The sequence below is a fragment of the Streptomyces aureus genome (assembly GCF_000725495.1).
In the GTDB taxonomy this organism is placed as follows: Bacteria; Actinomycetota; Actinomycetes; order Streptomycetales; family Streptomycetaceae; genus Streptomyces; species Streptomyces aureus_B.
On sequence record NZ_KL647042.1, the window covers coordinates 113,642 to 132,814 of the forward strand.

17 protein-coding genes and 1 tRNA gene are annotated in these 19,173 nt (G+C 72.5%); 8 read left to right on the forward strand and 10 right to left on the reverse strand.

The window, feature by feature from the left end; genetic code table 11:
- Positions 1–175 precede the first annotated feature (175 nt).
- The 3 genes from IO36_RS41640 to IO36_RS47245 all read left to right on the forward strand — a co-directional run bounded on the left by IO36_RS41640 (position 176) and on the right by IO36_RS47245 (position 4,276).
- Positions 176–1,378, forward strand: a complete 1,203-nt coding sequence (locus IO36_RS41640) for a PAC2 family protein (RefSeq protein ID WP_078943780.1) — start codon at positions 176–178, stop codon at positions 1,376–1,378.
- Between the two features lie 459 nt (positions 1,379–1,837).
- Complete coding sequence (locus tag IO36_RS41645; protein ID WP_037628464.1) at positions 1,838–3,580, forward strand: S8 family peptidase; 1,743 nt, start codon at positions 1,838–1,840, stop codon at positions 3,578–3,580.
- A 63-nt stretch (positions 3,581–3,643) separates the two neighbouring features.
- On the forward strand, positions 3,644–4,276 hold the full coding sequence (locus IO36_RS47245) for a hypothetical protein (RefSeq protein WP_037628466.1): 633 nt from the start codon (positions 3,644–3,646) through the stop codon (positions 4,274–4,276).
- A 99-nt stretch (positions 4,277–4,375) separates the two neighbouring features.
- On the opposite strand, the gene mshC is transcribed toward IO36_RS47245, so the two are convergent.
- From mshC to IO36_RS41670, 4 genes are all read right to left on the reverse strand, one after another.
- Complete coding sequence (gene mshC / locus IO36_RS41655) at positions 4,376–5,605, reverse strand: cysteine--1-D-myo-inosityl 2-amino-2-deoxy-alpha-D-glucopyranoside ligase (RefSeq protein ID WP_037628468.1); 1,230 nt, start codon at positions 5,603–5,605, stop codon at positions 4,376–4,378.
- 105 nt (positions 5,606–5,710) lie between these two features.
- A complete protein-coding gene (locus tag IO36_RS41660) occupies positions 5,711–6,538 on the reverse strand; it encodes an SCO1664 family protein (RefSeq protein ID WP_078943781.1) in 828 nt (275 codons plus the stop codon).
- A complete protein-coding gene (locus tag IO36_RS41665) occupies positions 6,502–7,092 on the reverse strand; it encodes a DUF3090 domain-containing protein (protein WP_037628470.1) in 591 nt (196 codons plus the stop codon). The genes IO36_RS41660 and IO36_RS41665 overlap by 37 nt, the downstream gene beginning before the upstream one ends.
- A gap of 115 nt (positions 7,093–7,207) precedes the next feature.
- Positions 7,208–7,894, reverse strand: coding sequence for a histidine phosphatase family protein (locus IO36_RS41670; protein ID WP_037628472.1), 687 nt, complete (start codon positions 7,892–7,894; stop codon positions 7,208–7,210).
- A 98-nt stretch (positions 7,895–7,992) separates the two neighbouring features.
- On the opposite strand from IO36_RS41670, the gene corA reads away from it, so the two are divergent.
- Positions 7,993–8,991 carry a magnesium/cobalt transporter CorA gene (corA, locus tag IO36_RS41675; protein ID WP_037628651.1) on the forward strand — a complete coding sequence of 333 codons (999 nt, stop codon included), beginning with the start codon at positions 7,993–7,995 and terminating at the stop codon, positions 8,989–8,991.
- Between the two features lie 14 nt (positions 8,992–9,005).
- Here corA and IO36_RS41680 read toward each other — a convergent pair whose 3' ends face one another.
- Together IO36_RS41680 and IO36_RS41685 are read right to left on the reverse strand one after the other, a co-directional pair.
- Positions 9,006–9,794, reverse strand: coding sequence for a hypothetical protein (locus IO36_RS41680; protein ID WP_037628653.1), 789 nt, complete (start codon positions 9,792–9,794; stop codon positions 9,006–9,008).
- 228 nt (positions 9,795–10,022) lie between these two features.
- Positions 10,023–11,078 (reverse strand): LLM class F420-dependent oxidoreductase, encoded by a 1,056-nt coding sequence (locus IO36_RS41685; RefSeq protein WP_037628474.1) that lies wholly within the window; start codon positions 11,076–11,078, stop codon positions 10,023–10,025.
- 154 nt (positions 11,079–11,232) lie between these two features.
- Here IO36_RS41685 and IO36_RS41690 point away from each other — a divergent pair, with 154 nt between their 5' ends.
- Entirely contained in the window at positions 11,233–12,216 is a 984-nt protein-coding gene (locus IO36_RS41690) for an aldo/keto reductase (protein WP_037628476.1), read from the forward strand.
- Positions 12,213–14,495 (forward strand): helix-hairpin-helix domain-containing protein, encoded by a 2,283-nt coding sequence (locus IO36_RS41695; RefSeq protein ID WP_037628478.1) that lies wholly within the window; start codon positions 12,213–12,215, stop codon positions 14,493–14,495. Before IO36_RS41690 ends, IO36_RS41695 begins: the two co-directional genes overlap by 4 nt.
- 104 nt (positions 14,496–14,599) lie before the next feature.
- Here IO36_RS41695 and IO36_RS41700 read toward each other — a convergent pair whose 3' ends face one another.
- Positions 14,600–15,292 carry a hypothetical protein gene (locus tag IO36_RS41700; protein ID WP_037628480.1) on the reverse strand — a complete coding sequence of 231 codons (693 nt, stop codon included), beginning with the start codon at positions 15,290–15,292 and terminating at the stop codon, positions 14,600–14,602.
- A 47-nt stretch (positions 15,293–15,339) separates the two neighbouring features.
- On the opposite strand from IO36_RS41700, the gene IO36_RS41705 reads away from it, so the two are divergent.
- Positions 15,340–15,528 (forward strand): DUF5703 family protein, encoded by a 189-nt coding sequence (locus tag IO36_RS41705; RefSeq protein ID WP_037628483.1) that lies wholly within the window; start codon positions 15,340–15,342, stop codon positions 15,526–15,528.
- Between the two features lie 180 nt (positions 15,529–15,708).
- Here IO36_RS41705 and IO36_RS41710 read toward each other — a convergent pair whose 3' ends face one another.
- The 3 genes from IO36_RS41710 to IO36_RS41720 all read right to left on the reverse strand — a co-directional run bounded on the left by IO36_RS41710 (position 15,709) and on the right by IO36_RS41720 (position 18,681).
- Positions 15,709–16,656: a chaplin family protein gene (locus IO36_RS41710; protein WP_037628485.1), complete on the reverse strand. Its 948-nt coding sequence runs from the start codon at positions 16,654–16,656 to the stop codon at positions 15,709–15,711.
- Positions 16,657–16,875: 219 nt separating this feature from the next.
- Positions 16,876–17,109, reverse strand: a complete 234-nt coding sequence (chpH, locus tag IO36_RS41715; protein ID WP_037628487.1) for a chaplin ChpH — start codon at positions 17,107–17,109, stop codon at positions 16,876–16,878.
- Between the two features lie 246 nt (positions 17,110–17,355).
- Positions 17,356–18,681: a M20/M25/M40 family metallo-hydrolase gene (locus IO36_RS41720; RefSeq protein WP_037628489.1), complete on the reverse strand. Its 1,326-nt coding sequence runs from the start codon at positions 18,679–18,681 to the stop codon at positions 17,356–17,358.
- A 198-nt stretch (positions 18,682–18,879) separates the two neighbouring features.
- Here IO36_RS41720 and IO36_RS41725 point away from each other — a divergent pair.
- Positions 18,880–18,964: transfer RNA gene (locus IO36_RS41725), tRNA-Leu, on the forward strand.
- Positions 18,965–19,173: the final 209 nt, after the last annotated feature.

The window sequence follows — 19,173 nt, forward strand, 5'->3', positions numbered from 1 at the left end:
GTTGGCCGGGTGCGGCGCGGACGGGCGCGCGGGTCGGGGTCGCGGGCGCGCGTGTTTCCGGGCCCCGGACGGGGCAGTGATCCGTTCACTCCCCCGTGCAAGGGGGCTGCGGAGGCCCCCTCGGCACGCCGTAAGGTTGAGGCGCACGTGAGGGCAGATCGGAAGGAGGCGCTGGGTGATCGAGCTGGAGGGGGTTCCCGAGCTGATCGACCCAGTCATGGTGGCCGCGTTCGAGGGCTGGAACGACGCCGGTGACGCCGCCTCCGCCGCGGTCGCGCATCTGGACCGGGAATGGAAGGGCGAGGTGTTCGCGGCGCTGGACGCCGAGGACTACTACGACTTCCAGGTGAACCGTCCGACGGTGTGGCTGGACGGCGGCGTACGCAAGATCACGTGGCCGACCACGCGGCTGTCGGTGGTCCGCGTCGGCGGCGAGAAGCCGCGCGACCTCGTGCTGGTCCGGGGCATCGAGCCGTCGATGCGCTGGCGCTCGTTCTGCAACGAACTGCTGGGCTTCGCGCACGAACTGGGCGTGGAGCTGGTGGTGATCCTGGGCGCGCTGCTCGGTGACACCCCGCACACCCGTCCGGTGCCGGTCAGCGGGGTCACCTCGGACTCCGACCTGGCGCGCACGATGGACCTGGAGGAGACCAAGTACGAGGGCCCCACGGGCATCGTCGGCATCCTCCAGGAGGCGTGCACGCACGCGGGCGTACCGGCCGTGTCCCTGTGGGCGGCCGTACCGCACTACGTGTCGCAGCCGCCGAACCCGAAGGCGACGCTGGCGCTGCTCAACCGCCTGGAGGACCTCATCGACCTGCGCATCCCGCTGGGCGAGCTGCCCGAGGACGCGCGGGCCTGGCAGCTGGGCGTCGACCAGCTGGCCGCCGAGGACAGCGAGGTCGCCGAGTACGTGCAGACGCTGGAGGAGGCCCGGGACACCGCCGAGCTGCCGGAGGCCTCGGGCGAGGCGATCGCCCGCGAGTTCGAGCGGTATCTGCGCCGCAGGGACGGCGGGGGTCCGACGGCGGGAGCCTCCGGCCTCGCGACGGAGGGCGGCGAGCCCGCCTCGTACCTCCGGGACACTCCGGGGGGCCGCACCCGGCCGCCGGTGGCACAGCGCCCCGAGTCCGGCAACGGACAGGAGGGCGGCCCGGACGCCCGGGACCGTACGTCCGGCTCCGGGGACGGTCCGGGATCGCCCGACGAACCCGACGCACCGGCGGCGGACGCGGCGGCGCCCGAGGAGACACCGGAGTCCCCAGAGCCACCGGATGCCTCCGGGCCGTCCGATCCGCCCGGCTCCTCCGACTCCCCCGGCTCCCCCGGTTCCTCCGACTCGCCGGGCTCCGGCGGGGAGGACTCCTCCGAGGAGTGACAGGCCCGCAAGGGGCGGTACGCGCCACGCGTACCGCCCCTTCGTGTTGCCCGGGGTCCCCGGCGCGGACGCGGCCGGACCAAGCCCGCGCCGGCCCGGTCCCCCACGTCCGCCGCGGTGCCGTCCGCCCGGGCGGCTCGTGTCCGGGGGCGTTCAACCACCCATGGCGTCCCACGACATGACATCCGTCTCGCCTGCCTTCGGCCGGAATTCGGCGTGACATCTGTTTCAGGACGGATTGCACACGTTGCCCAATTCAACTTGTTCTCAAACCAAGTTGGCGCATTCGGGGTGGACGGGATCCGGTGGGCGTGCCAGGTTGTGCGTCGAAGGCGCCGCCCCTCGAGGGGAGTCGGCGCGCGGCGCCGGCCGCAGGACAGCGCACGGCACGGCGCGGGACACGCAGCGAACGGCACACGCAGGGACCGGCACCCCAGGGATCGAAGGGAGCGGTACGCGATGACCGACCAGGTACAGCCGGCGCAGGGCCCGGGATTGTCCGGGCCGGGGCCCGACGGAGCGGGATTCACCTACCGAGGAGCCGAGCAGGAGCTGATCGTCGTCGCCCGTCCGGAGGTCAGGCTGCGGGCACGGGCCGAGGGCGTCCGCTCGGCCGCGGGCGCGGACGTCTCGGCCCTCGACATGTTCCTCAGTGACGAACAGCTCGTGCTGGAGCCGCTGTTCGGCGGCGAGGACCGGATCGGGCAGTCCGCGGCGGGCACCGGGAACGGGCCCGACCTCGCGCTGTTCTACCGGCTGCGCGGTGCCCGCAGTCGTGCTCAGGAGCTGCGGGCGCGGATCGCCGCGCTGCCGGGGATCGACGCGGCGTACGTGAAGCCGGGTGCCGTTCCCGCGGCGCCGGAACCGGCGCTGTGGGCCGGCCGCGGCGAGGACGACCGGCGGCTGAAGGAAGGGGCGCCCATCACCCCGGACTTCACGGGGCGGCAGGGCTATCTGCGCCCGGCGCCCGAGGGCGTCGACGCGTACTGGGCGTGGCAGCGTCCGGGCGGTTCGGGCCGGGGCGTCACCGTGATCGACGTCGAGGGCGCCTGGCAGCTCGGGCACGAGGACCTGGCGTCGAAGCTGGCCGGTGTCGTGGTGGGCACACCGCACACGGACCTGGCCTGGCGCAACCACGGCACCGCCGTGATCGGGGTGATCGGCGGTGACCGCAACGAGCACGGGATCACCGGAATCGTGCCGGAGGCCGTGACCGCGGCCGCGTCCGTCCAGGGCATCGGGACGGCCGCGGCGATCCACGCGGCGGCCGAACGGCTGGGCCCGGGCGACATCATCCTGGTCGAACTGCACGCTCCGGGGCCCCGGTTCGACTTCGAGGAGCGCGACAGCCAGGCCGGCTACATCCCCCTGGAATGGTGGCCCGACGACTTCGCCGCCATCCAGGACGCGACCGCCCGGGGCATCCTCGTGGTGGCGGCCGCCGGGAACGGCGCCGAGTCGCTCGACGACGCGCTCTACGAACGCCGTCCCGCGGAGTTCCCCGAGTGGTGGCGCAACCCGTTCAATCCCTCCAACCCCTCCTCCGGCGCGATCCTGGTCGGCGCGGGCGCGCCGCCGCCCGGCACCCACGGGCGCGACCACGGGCCGGACCGTTCACGGCTCGCGTTCTCCAACTACGGCGCGCGCGTGGACGCGCAGGGCTGGGGACGCGAGGTCACGACCACCGGCGGCTTCTGGGACCGGCCCGGCGATCTGCAGGGCGGGGCCGAGGAGATCGCCTGGTACACGGACACGTTCTCCGGGACCTCATCCGCCTCCCCGGTGGTGGTCGGTGCCCTGGCCGCGCTGCAGGGCATGCTCAAGGCCGCGGGCCAGGCGCCGATGTCCTCGGAGCGTGCGCGCGTCCTGCTGCGGGCGACGGGTTCCCCGCAGCAGGACGCGCCGGGCCGGCCCGCCTCCCAGCGCATCGGCAGCCGGCCCGACATCAAGGCGGCGGTGACCCGTCTGCTGCCGGAGGCGGTCGGCTCGGGCCGCGCCGAGCGGTACTGGGACGAGCTGCTGCCGTATCCGCGTGAACTTCCGCCGAGGCTCCGGCTGTTCGTCGCCGGTGCCTGGCGCAGCCTCGACAGTCCGTCCCCCGAGATCCGCCAGGCGGTGCACACCGCCTTCGCGGGGGGACGGCCCGACGTGAGGGTCTGGTTCGCGGACGACGAGATCGTCGGCCTGGTGATCACGGGCTGAGGACGTCGTCCCGCCGGACCGGAACGGAACGCAACCAACCATGAATGGAAGGTGGCACCGAGCATGAGCACGATCCCGCAGATGAGCCAGCAGGGACAGCAGCAGTACCCGAGCACCTCGCCCTACCAGCAGCAGGGCATCGCCCAGCAGCAGCCGTTCGGGCAGCAGATGCCGTTCGCGCAGCAGATGCCCCTCGGCCAGCAGATCAGCCAGCAGGCGCAGATGGGGCAGCAGGCGCACATCGGGCCGCAGACGCAGTTCGGACCGCAGACTCAGCAGTCCTTCGGCCGGCCCGAGACCGGACAGCAGGTTCCGCAGCATCTTCAGCAGCAGCTCCAGCAGCTCGGGCAGCAGCCGCCGTTCCAGCAGCTGCTCCAGCAGCTCGGCGGTCAGCAGCTCGGCGGTCAGCAGCAGCACCAGCGGATCCAGCAGGGCGAGGCGCTGATCCTGCAGAGCGCCGTGGAGACCAGGTCCCTGGCCATCGGCATGGCCCAGCACTTCCAGGACGTCGTGACCCCGCTGCCCGGCCAGCCGCAGGCCCTGTACCTGTTCATCGACAACGGCTGGCGCCGGCTCGTCCACCCCGACCCGGTGACCCACGAGGTGGTCCAGAAGGCCTTCGCCTACGGGCAGCAGGTCTACGGGATCTACGACACCGCCACCGGGGCGGTCCAGTCCGTCATCGTGACCCGCTAGGAGCAGGGTTCCGCGAGAACGCCGAGTGCCGGGCGGAGGAGGTCTCCGCCCGGCACTCGGGTGTCCCGCCGCGCTCGGGGAGCGCGGCGGCAGGGGTTGCTACAGGGCGACGCCGAGGAGGGCGTCGACGGCCCGCGAGACGACGCCGGGGGCGCTCTCGTCCGTGCCGCCGCTCTCGTGCTGGAGCGCGGCCCACCGGTCGACGGCGGCGAGCGCGGCCGGGGCGTCGAGGTCGGCGGAGAGCGCGGCGCGGATCTCCTCGACGAGCGCGTCGGCGGACGGCCCGTCGGGGCGGGACACCGCGGAACGCCAGTCGGCCAGGCGGGCGACGGCCTCGTCGAGGACGCTGTCCGTCCACTCCCAGTCGGAGCGGTAGTGGTGCGCGAGCAGCGCCAGCCGGATGGCGGCGGGGTCGACCCCGTCGCGCCGCAGGCGGGACACGAAGACGAGGTTGCCCTTGGACTTCGACATCTTCTCGCCGTCCAGCGCGACCATGCCGGCGTGGACGTACGCCTTGGCCATCGGGAACTCGCCGGTCAGCACCTGGGCGTGGGAGGCGCCCATCTCGTGGTGCGGGAAGGCGAGGTCGGAGCCGCCGCCCTGGACGTCGAAGGTCATGCCGAGGTGGTCGAGGGCGATGGCGACGCACTCGATGTGCCAGCCGGGGCGTCCGCGGCCCAGTGAGCCGCCGTCCCAGCTCGGCTCGCCGTCGCGGGCGGCCATCCACAGCATCGGGTCGAGGGGGTTCTTCTTGCCGGGCCGGTCCGGGTCGCCGCCGCGCTCGGCGGAGAGCAGGCGCATGGTCGCGGCGTCCAGGTTGGAGACCTTGCCGAAGTCGGGGTCGGCCTCGACGGAGAAGTACACGTCGCCGTCGAGTTCGTACGCCGCCCCGGCGTCCCGGAGCCGCTCGACGAGCGGCACGATGCCGGGTATCGCCTCGACGGCGCCTATGTAGTGGCGCGGCGGCAGCATCCGCAGGGCCGTCATGTCCTCACGGAAGAGGGCGGTCTCCTTCTCGGCGAGTCCCACCCAGTCGACGCCGTCGCGCTGGGCCCGCTCCAGGAGCGGGTCGTCGACGTCCGTCACGTTCTGGACGTAGTGAACCTGCCGCTTGGTGTCGAGCCACACGCGCTGCACGAGGTCGAACGCGTTGTAGGTCGCCGCGTGCCCCATGTGGGTGGCGTCGTACGGCGTGATACCGCACACGTAGATACGGGCGACGGGACCGGGGGTGAGGGTGACGAGCCCACCGGTCGCGGTGTCGTGGATCCGGAGGTCGCGGCCCTCACCAGGCAGGGCGGGGACCTCAGAAGCGGGCCAGGCATACATGTCATGAGCCTAACCGGACGGGACTTCCGCATACGAACCGGGCAGCACCGGTTGGCCGGAAGAGGCTCTTTTCCCCGGCCCGCGCGGCACGGACGGGCCCTCGCGTTACACGGGGGGCCAGGGAATGGCGGGCCAGTCGCCGCTCGGTTCCGGGTGCCTGCCGGAGGCGAGCATCGCCCCGACCCGGGCGCGGGTGGCCTCGATCTCGGCGGCGGTCACGAGTTCGGCCAAGCGGGTGGCGAGCGGTGCGCCCGGCTCCAGCGCGTCGCGCAGGGAGGCCAGGACCTGGAGGGCCTCCTCGGTGAGCGGCTCCCCGGCCCAGCCCCACAGCAGGGTGCGCAGCTTGTTCTCGGCGTTGAAGGTGACCCCGTGGTCGATGCCGTAGAGGCGGCCCTCCTGCGACGGCAGCAGATGGCCGCCCTTGCGGTCGGCGTTGTTGATCACGGCGTCCAGGACGGCGAGCCGGCGCAGCCGGGCGTCGTCGGCGTGCACGAGCAGCGCCGTCTCGCCCTCGCCGACCTCGGCGAAACCGATCGCCTTCCAGCCCTCGGCGGGCTCCTCGCCCTCCACGAGCGCGAGCAGTCCCTGCCCGTCCTCGGTGGCGGTCGGCTCGATCCACATCTGGCACATGCCCTCGCCGTAGGGCCCGTCGCGGAGCACGGTGGTGGGCACGAGCCCCCAGCCGGTGGCCTCGGAGACCTCGTAGGCGGCGACCTCGCGCTGGGCGAGGGTGCCGTCGGGGAAGTCCCACAGCGGCCGCTCGCCGGCGACGGGTTTGTAGACGCAGAACGCCTCGCGGCCCTCGTAGGACACGGAGCAGTACAGCACCGTGTTGGAGGCCTCACGGATCTGTCCGCGCACCTTCAGCTCGCCCCGGGCGAGCAGCTCGGCGGTCGTCACGCTCCGCGGCGGTATCCGTTCTGGCGCGGACATACGTGTCCTTCCGGGTCGAGCGGGAGGCTGCAGAGCGGGCAGGGGGGCCGGCCGGCGTTGACGACGTCGAGGGCGCGCTTGGCGAAGGCCCTGGCCTGGGTGCCGGTGAGGCGGACGCGGAGCATCGGGGGGCCGTTCTCCTCGTCCTGGAGGAGCCGCTCCTCGGCCTCGGCGAGGTCCTCGTCGGACTCCGCCTCGACCTCCACGAGGGCCTGCGCCTCGACGATCATGCGCTGTTCCTCGCCGTCCCAGGCCAGTGCCATGGTGCCGACCCGGAACTCCTCCTCGACGGGGGTGTCGAGGGGCGCGGTGTCGGACACGTCCGTCGCGGCCATGGCGGGGACGGGGGCGCTGCCGCCGGTGCGCCGGACGACCTCGTCGAGGAGCTCGTCCATGCGCTCGGCGAGCGCGGCGACCTGGGTCTTCTCCAGGGCCACGCTCGTCACCCGGGGGCCGGAGGATGCCTGCAGGAAGAAGGTACGGCGTCCGGGCAACCCGACCGTGCCGGCCACGAAGCGGTCCGGGGGGTCGTAGAGGAACACCTGACGGGACACGTCCTGTCTCCATTGAATCGGCATGGGCCGGCGGTCGGCGCCGGCCCGCATCGGCGGGGAACGGGTTGACAACTACTGTGCTGGTTCGACCGCTTCACCCTACTGCGGCCGACGATCACGGTGCGCCCGCACCGCCCCCGACCGGAGCGTCGCCGTCCGGGGTTTCCTCGCGCGGGGCGAGCGAGGCGAGGTCGCCGGTGTCTCCGAGGCGGACGAGAAATGGCCTCAGCCGGGTGTAACGGATCGCCGTTATGGAACACGGTTCTACGGAGATCCGCTGAAAGAGGTCGAGATGAAGTCCGAGTGCGTCGGCGACGAGCGACTTGATGATGTCGCCGTGCGAGCACATGAGGTAGACGGCGTCGGCGCCGTGGTCGCGCTCCACGCGCGCGTTCCACTCGCGTACCGCTTCGGCGGCGCGGTGCTGCATGGCCCGCATCGATTCGCCGCCGGGGAAGGCGGCCGCGGAGGGGTGCGCCTGGACGACGTCCATCAGCGGCTCGTCCTTGAGCTCGGCGAGCTTGCGGCCCGACCAGTCGCCGTAGTGGGCCTCTCCGATGCGTTCCTCGGTGTGTACGGGGACGTCGGGGCGGGCCTCGAGCAGCGGCTGGACGGTTTCGCGGCAGCGCTGGAGGGGGCTGGTGACGACCTCGGCGATCGGGAGTGCGGCCAGCCGGCCGGGCAGGGCGGCGGCCTGCTGCGTCCCGCGTTCGTCGAGCGCTACGCCGGGTGTCCAGCCGGCGAGCAGTCCCGCGGTGTTGGCGGTGGAGCGTCCGTGCCGGACGAGGATCAGCGTGGGCATGCGGCCCAGCGTAGACGGACGGCGCCGAAAGGCGGCGGGCCCTGTGGAAAGCGGCCCCCGGTGTGCGCGGGGGCCCCGGCGGCGGGAGAATGCGCACCGTGATCGTCGACTGCGCCATCTATCGTGACGGCCGCCGCACCGAGGGTGCCGACGACCTCTCCGAGGCCCTGGCCCAGTGCCGTGCCGGTGGCCACGCCTTCGTGTGGATCGGTCTGCACGAGCCGACGGAGGACGAGTTCGACCTGGTCACGGAGGAGTTCGCGCTGCATCCGCTGGCGGTCGAGGACGCCCTCAAGGCCCATCAGCGGCCGAAGCTGGAGGTGTACGAGGACTCGCTGTTCGTGGTCCTCAAGCCGGTGTCGTACGAGCCGAAGAGCGACACCGTCACCTCCGGCGAGGTCATGGTGTTCGTGGGCGACTCGTTCGTGGTGACCGTGCGGCACGGCGAGGAGTCGCCGCTCAAGGCGGTCCGGCAGCGCCTGGAGGCGGATCCCGACACGCTGCGGCACGGGCCGACGGCGGTGCTCTACTCGATCGCGGACGCGACCGTGGACCACTATCTGGAGGTGGCGACCGAGCTCGGCACGGACCTGGAGGAGCTGGAGGCGGAGGTGTTCTCGCCGCAGCTCGGCGGGTCGCGCCACACCGCGTCGCGGATCTACGCGTTCAAGCGGCAGGTCCAGGAGTTCCGCCGGGCGACGGTGCCGCTCGCGGTGCCGCTGGCCCGGCTCTCGGGGTCGGGCCTGAAGGTGGCGGACGTGCCGTTCGTGCACGACGAGGCGCAGCCCTTCTTCCGGGACGTCAACGACCACCTGATGCGGGTGAACGAGTCCGTGGAGCAGTTGGACCGGCTGGTCTCGGACATCCTGTCGGCGCATCTGGCGCAGATGAGCGTGCGGCAGAACGACGACATGCGGAAGATCTCCGCGTGGGCGGCCATGGCCGCGGTCCCCACGATGATCGCGGGGGTCTACGGCATGAACTTCGACCACATTCCGGAGCTGCACTGGCGGTGGGGCTATCCGGCGGTGATCGCGGTGATGGCCGTGCTGGAGGTCCTGCTGTTCCGGCTGTTCAAGCGCCGGGGCTGGCTGTAGCGGGCCCGCGGGGGTCAGGCGAACTCCGGTGCGGCCGTGGCGGGGCCGTTCAGGGCGCCGCGCCGTTCGGGCATCTTCAGGGTGACCATGCGGCGCCAGCCGGCGGCCCGCTCGTAGGCGTGGACGGCGTGGATGCCGGCGGCGAGGACGGCGGCCTTGGGACGGGACCAGCCGAGGATCCGGCCCATGCGGGCCATCACGGCGAGGCTGACGTCCCGGTAGACGCGGATCTCGGCGAGGGCGCACTCGCGCAGGGCGCGCTGGATGGCGCGGCCGTGGCCGGCGTAGGCGAAGCGGAGCAGTTCCTCGTGGCAGTAGGCGAGGTGGTTGTCCTCGTCGGCGGAGATCATCCTGACCGCGCGGCCGATGTCGGGGTGGTCTGCGAAGTGCCTGCGCAGGAGGTCCATCTGCTCGGAGGCGCGCTGCTCGGTGACCCGGCTGTGGGCCAGATAGGTGACGATGTCCTGCACGGTCAGGGGCTGCTCGCCCTTGAGCTTGTCGTGCGCGAGGCCGATGCCGTGCCGTTCCAGGAGCATCGTGTAGTCGGTGTCGGAGGGCACCTCGACGGGCTGGAGGCCGCGCTTCCTCAGGAGGGCGTTGAAGATCCTGCCGTGCTTGTCCTCGTCGGCGCCGTGCCGGGCGATCTTGGGGGCGAGGTCGCGTTCGGCCGCCGGGACGAGTGCGGCGATGCGGGCGTTCTCCCAGCCGCCCTGCGACTCGCCGCTGGCGGCGATGGAGCAGAAGAGACGGTAGGACTCGTCGTTGTCGAGGATTTCCTGGAACAGGCTCTTGGCGGACAGCATCATTGACACCCTCTCTGCAGAGTTGTGCAGAAAACGAGTCAAATGGGTTGTTCACGGACCGGCAACCGATGTGTCCGACTAATCGGCCGAACGATGGACGACGAACGAGGTCCGGGGGCGCGTAACCAAGGGGCCGTCCGTGCGTTGTTCCTCGTGACGGCCGTGGCGGGGAAGACCCCCGAGCCCCCACCACGGCCGCAGAACTTTCCCGCCGGCCCCGCGCCCCGGTTACGCGAGTCCGGCCCGCTCCAGGGCCTCGGTGCCGGCCCGCAGCGAGGCGAGCCGGTCCTCCAGCGTGAAGCCCGCGGGGGCCAGCGTGAGCGTGGTGACCCCGGCGGCGGCGTAGGCCTGCATGCGGTCGGCGATGCGGTCCACGGAGCCGAGCAGGGTCGTCTGGTCGATCAGGGAGTGCGGGATCGCGGCCGCCGCGCCCTCCTTGTCGCCGGACAGGTACTTCTCCTGGATCTCGGCGGCTTCCTTCTCGTAGCCCATGCGCCGGGCCAGCTGGTTGTAGAAGTTCTGCTTGAAGCTGCCCATGCCGCCGACGTACAGCGCCGTGTACGGGCGGAACATGTCGGCGAGCGCCGTGACGTCCTTGTCGTCGCCGACGGCGAGCGGCAGGGTCGGGCAGACGTCGAAGCCCTCCATCGTCTTTCCGGCCTTCTCGCGGCCCGCGCGCAGGTGCTTGATCGCGGTGTCCTCGAGGTGCTCGGCGGAGGGGAAGATGAGCAGCGCGCCGTCCGCGATCTCGCCGGTCTGCTCCAGGTTCTTCGGGCCGATCGCGGCGATGTAGAGCGGGATGTGCTCGCGCTCGGGGTGCACGGTCAGCTTGAGCGGCTTGCCCGGGCCGCCCGGCAGCGGCAGCGTCCAGTGCTCGCCCTCGAACGACAGCCGCTCGCGCGTCATGGCCTTGCGGACGATCTCCACGTACTCGCGGGTGCGGGCCAGCGGCTTGTCGAACCTGACGCCGTACCAGCCTTCGGACACCTGGGGGCCCGAGACCCCGAGGCCGAGGCGGAAGCGGCCGCCCGACAGCGAGTCCAGGGTCGCGGCGGTCATCGCGGTCATCGCGGGCTGGCGGGCCGGGATCTGGAAGATGGCCGAGCCGACGTCGATGCGCTCGGTCTGGGCGGCGACCCAGCTGAGCACGGTGGCCGCGTCGGAGCCGTAGGCCTCGGCGGCCCAGCAGACGGCGTAGCCGAGGCGGTCGGCCTCCTGGGCGACGGCGAGGTTGTCCGCGTCCATTCCGGCGCCCCAGTAGCCGAGATTGATGCCGAGCTGCATGGCCGATCCCCTTACCGATCAGTAACGTCCCTTGTGCCCGAGACCCTAGCGTGCGGGTGCCCCGGCCGGGGAGGCACGGTGTCCGGGCCGCACCGGGATTTCCGTTGTCCACAGGCCCCCACATCATCGGTGCCGGACAGTAATCTCGGCGTCCATGGAGCAGAGGCATCTCGGCCGTACCGGCCTGCGTGTTTCCCGGATCGGACTCGGCACCCTCACCTGGGGCCGGGACACCGACGAGCATGACGCCGCGGACCTCGTGAAGACGTTCTGGGAAGCGGGCGGGAACCTCGTCGACACGGCGGACGTGTACGGCGACGGGGACGCCGAATATCTCCTCGGGCGGCTGATGGAAGGGCTCGTTCCGCGCCGGGACCTGGTCATCTCGACGAAGGCGGGGAGCGTGCGCGAGCCGGACCGCCGATTCGACGGCTCGCGCAGCCATCTGCTGTCGGCGCTGGACGCCTCGCTCGCCCGCCTGGGCACCGACTACGTGGACGTGTGGCACGTCCACGCCTACGACCCCGACACCCCGCTGGACGAGACCCTCCAGGCCCTCGACCTGGCCGTCAGCAGCGGCCGCGCGCGCTACGCCGGCGTGTCCAACTTCTGCGGCTGGCAGCTCGCCAAGGCCGCCACCTGGCAGCTCGCGGCCCCCGGTATACGCACCCGGCTGGCCAGTACGCAGATGGAGTACTCCCTGTTGCAGCGCGGCGTCGAGCGCGAGGTGCTGCCCGCCGCCCTGGACCTGGGCGTCGGCCTGCTGCCGTCCTCGCCGCTCGGGCGCGGTGTGCTCACCGGCAAGTACCGGGGCGGCACGCCCGCCGACTCCCGGGGCGGCTCGGAACACCTCGCGCCCTTCGTGGCGCCCTACCTCGACGACACGGCGAGCGGCGTCGTGGAGGCCGTGACGACCGCGGCGGACGGCCTGGCCGTGACACCGCTCCAGGTGGCCCTCGCCTGGGTCCGCGACCGGCCGGGGGTCGTCGCCCCGATCGTCGGCGCGCGCAACGCGCAGCAGCTCACGGCGGCGTTGTCAGTGGAGACGCTTAGTCTTCCTGACGAGATCTGCCGGGCGCTCGACGACGTGTCGGCCCCGGTGCACCACTATCCCGATCACGACTGGAGCACGCTGTGAGCACCGAGCCCGAGACCACCCAGGACGCGGAGCCGGGGACGCCGGGCTCGGACACGGCAGCCGTGCCCGCACCGGCGGGCGAGGACGCGGACCGGGCGGACGGGCTCTCCGAGGACGCCTCGGAGGAGGTGGCCGAGGACGCTTCCTCCGAGGACACCGCGGGCGAGGGAGCGGACGCCGGGGAGGCCGGGTCCGCCGAGGCCGCCGAGGGCGCCGCCCAGGTCTCCGAGGCGGCCGCCGAGCTCGCGGCCCAGCGCGTGGAGCGGGAGCGGATCGAGCGGCGCAAGGCCGAGAAGCAGGGCCCGATCGAGGCCGGGGGCAAGCTCAGCGGCACGGCCGCGGACCTGCTAGCGGCGGTGCGGGCCGTGGAGAGCGGCGAGAAGCCCGTGGCCACCCCCTTCCGTGAGCCGGAGCCCGCTCCGCGCAGGGCCGCCCCGGAGCCCGTGCGGCGGCCTCAGCCGATCGCCGCCCCGGCCGCACCGGCGCCGGGCGCCGCGCCCGAGGCCGTGGCCGCCGTCCGCGCGGTGCTCGCCGGTGCCGGTGCTCCCGAAGGGCTCGCGGCCCAGGTCGTCGCGGTGCTGGGCGAGGGAGCCGCAGGTCAACTGCGCGAGGACCCCTGGCAGTTGCTCCGGGTCTCCGGTGTGCGGCCCGAGCAGGCCGACGGGTTCGCCCGCGCGGTGCTCGGCGCGGAGTGCGGTCCGGACGACGAACGCCGTGGCACGGCGCTGACCGTGTGGCTGCTGGAGCAGGCAGCCGTCGCCGGGCACACCGCGCTGGACGCCCCGGTCCTCGTCTCGGCGCTCTCCCAGCGCTCGGTGCCGGACCCGGACGCGGCCGTGCAGAGCGCCCTCGCGGAGGGGGAGGCACTGGTCTTCCAGGACGCGCTGGACAGCGCCGCCCCGGCGCCGGCCGCCGAGGAGGACGCGGAGGAGCCCCAGGAGCGCCCGGTACGGATCCTGATCGGCCTGGAGCGGTACGCGCTGGCCGAGGAGAGCCTCGCCGACGGACTCGCCCGGCTGATGAACTCGGTGCCCAAGGCGGACGGTTCGGCCGACGACTGGGAGCGGGCCGCGGCGTCGGCACCCCGTTCCGCGGGTGAGCTGATCCGGACGGTCGGCGCCCACGGTCTGGTGCTGCACACCGGCGGGGACGCCTCCCGGGCGGAGGCGGCGGCGCTGCTGCGGGCGTGCCGTGCGCTCGGTCTGCGCGGCTGGGCCGCCACGCACACCGATGGCGGCCGGGACTCCTTCGCGGCCCGCGCGACCGGGTCGGCGGAAGGCGCCGCGGACGGGTCCGGGGACGGTCACGGGGACGGCCCGGCGGCCGGTGCCGTCACCGTCGCCGGACTCCTCTCCGGCGCCGAAGGACCGGGCCGGGACGCGGACGGCGCGCTGGACCTGGACGTCCTGGTCGTCCTGGACGCCCCGCAGCTCGACGTCGAGACGGCGGCGATGCTCGCGGAGTCGCTCGCGGACGGGGCCCGGCTCGTGCTGAGCGGTGACCCGGGTGTGCTGTGGTCGGCGGGCCCGGGCCGGGTCTTCGCCGACCTCCTCGCCGCCCGCGCCTGCCCGCAGGTGGCCTCGCGGACCCCCGACCCCGGGCCCCTCGGCGAGCTGGTCTCCGGTATCGGGATCGGCGAGCTCAACCAGGTCGAGGCGCCCGGCAAGGAGGTCGTGATCGTCCCGGTGCGCGACGCGGGCGAGGCGGTCCACCGGACCGTGCAGCTCGTGGCGGACTCGGTGCCGCGCGCGATCGGTGTCCCGGCCGGGCAGACACAGGTCATCACCCCGGGCCATGGCGGCACGGCCGGCACCCGCGCCCTGAACAGCGCGCTCAAGGAACGGCTGAACCCCGGCCCGGGCCGCTTCGGCGGCTTCGACCCGGGCGACCGGATCGTCCACTCCCCCGCGCCGGGCCGGACCGTCATGGGCCGGGTGGTACGGGCCGACGCCGAGGGGCTGCACCTGGAGTGCTCCGGCACCCCCGTGGTCGTGGCCAAGGAGCGGGTGGAGGGGACCGTGCGGCACGGCTGGGCGCTCACCGCGCACCAGGCGGTGGGGCTCCGCTGGCCCGCCGTGGTGGTCGTGCTCCCCGGTGACGCGGCGGGTGCCCTGACCCGGCCGTGGGTCTACACCGCCTTCGGGCGGGCCGAGCGTCATCTCTCCGTCGTGCACGGTGTGGAGCAGGGGCTGGCGCGCGCGGTCGCCGAGGTCCCGCAGAAGCCGCGCACGACCCGTCTGGGAGCCCTGCTGAAGGCGCAGACGCCGACGGCGGACTGACCGGCACCTCACTCGGGCGGCTTCCCGGGGCCCAACGCGAAGGTGGTGGTCACCGGGTCGATCCGGTGACCACCACCTCGCGTATCGCTTCGGGGCCGCCGGTCTCAGCGGTCGGCGTCGAGCGGGTCCAGGGAGTCGAGCTCCCCGTCGGGGCCGAGGTCGTCGTCCAGGTCGTCCGACTCCTCGTCGAACACGGCGCTGACGTCGAAACGGCACACGACCCGCTGCGGATCGATCGACTCGAAGGGGGTCTCCAGCCACTCGCCGGGCTCGGCGGGTTCGTCGGCGGCGGTCACCCAGAGTGTGGAGTCGCCCTCCTCCAGCCCGAATTCCTTGTGCCGGGTGGCGATCTCGTCCGGTTCGAACTCTCCGAACAGAACCCCGAGCGCTCCGTGGACGGTGCCGGACGCCGCGTCGAAGCCCTCGCTCGCGGTGGCGCCGTCCTCCTCCACCGCCTCCACCCGCTGGGCCTGCGCCAGCAGCCGCTGCGGCTCCACCACCGCGTAGTCCCGGCGGATCACCACGCTCAGCGCGTTCGGCTCCTCGGGTCCGGTGTACGGGGGCAGCGTGTCGTCACCGCCGGGGATCTCGAAGGGAGTGACCTCGTCGTAGCGGTCGTAGAGGAGCTCGTCGTACTCCTCGGCGGCCGCGGCGAGCTCGTTGAACGCCTCGTAGACGTCCGGGTCGTCATCGCCCGTCCTGCCTTCGACCGCGGCCAGGTGGCGGTCGAGTGCGGCCTTGACAGCCTCTGCGGCGGCGCGTACCTCGGCAGCGGTGGGCTGCACAGCATCAGACATAGTGCAGACGCTATCCGTACCGGGCCTCTGCCCGCACAATAGATGCGATGCCGGAATACGAATTTGTCGACGTGTACGTACCTCGCGGGGTCACCCGCAAGGAGACGACGCGTCTGCTGACGGACCATGCCGAGTACGGACACTGGGAGCTGGACCGCCTGAGCCTGCTCCGTGACGGCAGCCGCAGAGTGCGGTTGCGCCGACGGATCATCCGACAGGTACGCGCCACGTGGTGACACGAGGACGCTGAACCGGTACGGGCCCCGTCGTCGCGGGGCCCGTACCGTCACTCACGTCCCGGGTAGAGCCGTGGCGCCCGGGTCGCAGCCGTGCCGCTCGGCGATCGCGGCTGCGCTCCCCGGTCGTACGTCCACGCCCGACCCTCCGATGTGATCATCGGATCTCCGTCGGCGCGCTCACGCGGCGGCGCGCGCCTTGCGGTAGAGCACGGCGCCGGCCAGCAGCGCGGCGGCTCCCGCCGGGACGACCGCGCCGATCGGCAGCTCGCTTCCCGTGTGGGCCAGCTGGGCCGCGCTGTCCGCGGCCGGGGTGCGCACGACCGCTTCGGAGCCACCGGTCCGGCCGATCTGCACGGCTCCGCCAGTGTGCTTGCCGCCACCCGAGGTGGAGGTGCCGGGGTGATTCGGCGTACCGGGGTTGCCCGGGTGACCGGGGGTTCCGGGGTTGCCAGGGGTTCCGGGGTTGCCCGGGGTTCCGGGGTTGCCCGGGTGACCAGGCTGACCCGGGTGACCGGGGGTCCCAGGGTTGCCCGGGTGGCCAGGATGCCCGGGGTGACCCGGGTGCCCCGGGTGCTCGCAGTCACCGCCGTGGTGTCCCGGGTGTCCGGGGTGGCCCGGCTGTCCAGGGTGGCCGGGGTGACCCGGCCGGCCCGGGTGGTGTGTGCCGTGGCCGCCGGTCGGCCCGCCGTTCGCGCAGTTGTCGCCCGCCGCCGCGTTGCCGACGCCCACGACGTTCACGCTGTTGCCACAGACGTTCACGGGAGTGTCGACGGGGACCTGTACATGGTTGCCGGAGCCCACGCCCGGCGAACGAGTGGTGCCGCCGCCGGCGTGGGCGCCTCCGCCCGACCGGCCGGCGTGGCCGCCCTGAGCACCCTGGCCGCCGTGGTTGACGCAGGTGTTGCCCATCGCCGGGTTGAGCAGCCCGACCACGTTCACCGTGTTGCCGCAGACGTTGACGGGCACGTGCACGGGCGCCTGCACCGTGTTGCCCGACAGCACGCCGGGAGAGTCCGACGCGGAGCCGGCCGCCGTCGAGTCGGCGTGCGCGGAGACGGCGGTGACCGCGAGGACGCCGCCGGCCGCCGCCACGGTCATCAGGCCTTTGCGGGTGACCTGTCGCATAGCTGAAATCCCTGCCTTCAGTCCTGGGGACGTGGACCAACAGTCCTGGGGACGTGGACCATCGAGAACACGCGCACGCCGCGGGGCGCACGCGGGGAAGCCGGTCGGCCCCGGAGCGCATGGCGCGCACTCCGGGGCGGACGGCTCAGACCTTCACGAAGTGACCCTCACGAGAGGCCGTGGGACGCACGGGGCGCTCTCGGGGGATGAGACGCAACGTCAGTGGTTGAAGCAGGTGTTGCCGAAGGCGGGGTTCAGCAGCCCGATCACGGAGACCGTGTTGCCGCAGACGTTCACGGGAACGTGGACGGGCACCTGAATGACGTTGCCGGAGGCGACGCCCGGGGACTGCACGGCGGCACCCTGGGCGCCCGAGTCGGCGACGGCCAGACCCGCACCCGCGAGAACCAGACCACCCGTGGCGGCCGCGGCGGCGGCAATCTTCTTGATCATTATTCCTCCTGATAGGCAAACGCGGTCCAAAGCAGCGGATCGCAACACCTGTAACGAGGAGGGAGTACTAGAGCTATGGGCTTATGGTCGCATTCACCCATTGCGGGCGATCTCCGCACGCGCGGGCGAATGCGGGCGTCAACACGGCACACCCGCCCGGCGGCACGGCACCCGAACGGCGGCATGCCCCCGGCCCGGCGGGGCCGCGCCGGGGAGGCGCCGGGGACGTGCCGCCAAGGGCGCGGGTCACGAAGCGTCGATGAACCGGTCCAGTACCCGTACGCCGAACTGGAGCGCGTCGACCGGCACCCGTTCGTCGACGCCGTGGAACATGCCCGCGAAGTCCAGCTCCGGGGGCAGCTTGAGCGGGGCGAAGCCGAAGCAGCGGATGCCGAGGTCGGCGAAGGACTTGGCGTCGGTGCCGGCCGAGAGCATGTAGGGCACGGCCCGCGCGATCGGGTCCTCGGCCGAGAGCGCTGTCTGCATGGCCTCGACGAGGGCACCGTCGAAACCGGTCTCCAGCGCCTTGTCCGCGTGCACGTCCTCGCGCTTGACCCGGGGGCCGAGGATCCGGTCGAGGTCGGCGAGGAACTCCTCCTCGTAGCCCGGCAGGAAGCGGCCGTCGACATGAGCGGTGGCCTGGCCGGGGATGACGTTGACCTTGTAACCGGCGCCCAGCTGCGTCGGGTTGGCGGTGTTCTGCAGGGAGGCGCCGATGAGCTTGGCGATGCCGCCGAGCTTGGCCAGCGTCTCGTCCATGTTCTCCGGGTCCAGCTCGGTGCCGAGGGCGTCGCCGAGCTCGTCGAGGAAGTGGCGCAGGGTCTTGGTCACGCGCACCGGGAAGGTGTGCCGGCCGAGCCGCCCGACGGCCTCGGACAGCTCGGTGATCGCGTTGTCCTTGTGGATCATCGAACCGTGCCCGGCGGTGCCGTCCACGGTCAGCTTCATCCAGTGCATGCCCTTCTGGGCGGTCTCCACGAGGTACAGCCGCAGCTTCTCGTTGACCGTGAAGGAGAACCCGCCGACCTCGCCGATCGCCTCCGTGACGCCCTCGAAGAGGTCCGGGTGCTTGTCGACCAGGTGCCGGGCGCCGTACGTGCCGCCCGCCTCCTCGTCGGCGAGGAAGGCCAGGACGATGTCGCGCGGGGGCTTGCGGCCGGTGCGCATCCGCTCCCGTACGACCGCCAGGGTCATGGCGTCCATGTCCTTCATGTCGACCGCGCCCCGGCCCCAGACCATCCCGTCGGCGATCTCGCCGGAGAAGGGGTGGTGGGTCCAGTCCGCCGCGTTGGCCGGTACGACGTCGGTGTGGCCGTGGATGAGCAGCGCGGGCCGCGAGGGGTCCTCCCCCTCGATGCGGGCGACCGTGGAGGTGCGCCCCTTGTGCGACTCGAAGACCTGCGGCTCCAGTCCGACCTCGGCCAGCTTCTCGGCGACGTACTCCGCGGCCTTGCGCTCGCCCGGGCCCGAGTGGTCCCCGTAGTTGCTGGTGTCGATCCGGATCAGCTCGCGACAGAGGTCCACGACCTCGTCCTCGCCCGTGACGTTCCTGGTCGTGCCGCTCTCGCTCACGCTGGTTCCTCCCGCTGTCGCCGCTGGTGGTCCCCCTCATCCTCCCTCCGACCCGCCCCGGTGCCCAAGGGCGGGCCCCGCCCGTCACACGCCGTTCACGCCGGGAGCGGGGGCGGAGGGGGGTGATCGGGGACCCCCGGAAAGCCTGGTAATGTTTCACCTGTCGCCGCGAGGGAAACACCGCGCGACAGACACCTTGTCCGGGTGGCGGAATGGCAGACGCGCTAGCTTGAGGTGCTAGTGCCCTTTATCGGGCGTGGGGGTTCAAGTCCCCCCTCGGACACGTCGGAGCGATCGGGGAAATCTCCGAAAACTTTCGACGTGTCGACACCTTTCAGTGATCTTACATGGAATGCAATCGGCGACCGCTGCCGCCGAAGTAGGCAATTCACCCGCCCTGAACAGGCAAGTTGCCACGTCTGCCCATTGCCGGCGACTGCGAATGTTTCGGATTGCGCGTCGAAAGTATTGACAGTTGACAGGGCCAGATCA